The 228-nt window shown below is 37.3% G+C and carries 1 protein-coding gene; it reads left to right on the forward strand.

The genetic code is table 11. The features are described from left to right. Position 1: 1 nt before the first annotated feature. Positions 2 to 228, forward strand: a 227-nt coding sequence (locus GQR38_RS20025; protein WP_346774268.1) for a CHC2 zinc finger domain-containing protein, incomplete at its 3' end; no start/stop codon positions are given.

Here is a 228-nt window from a genome sequence, read left to right on the forward strand (position 1 = left end):
TATTCCTAAAAATTTCATTGACGATCTAATCTCACGCACTGATATCGTTGACGTAATTGACAGCCGCCTTAAATTGAAGAAAAAAGGTAAAAGCTACCGTGCGCGCTGTCCTTTCCATAATGGTAATAACGATTCAACTTTCTCAGTAAGTCCAGATCAACAGTTTTATCATTGCTTCAATTGCGGTGTAAGCGGTAACGTTTTATCCTTTTTAATGGAATATGATGG

This window comes from Pseudoalteromonas sp. c7(2019) (genome assembly GCF_011378625.1).
Classification (GTDB): Bacteria; Pseudomonadota; Gammaproteobacteria; order Enterobacterales; family Alteromonadaceae; genus Pseudoalteromonas; species Pseudoalteromonas arctica.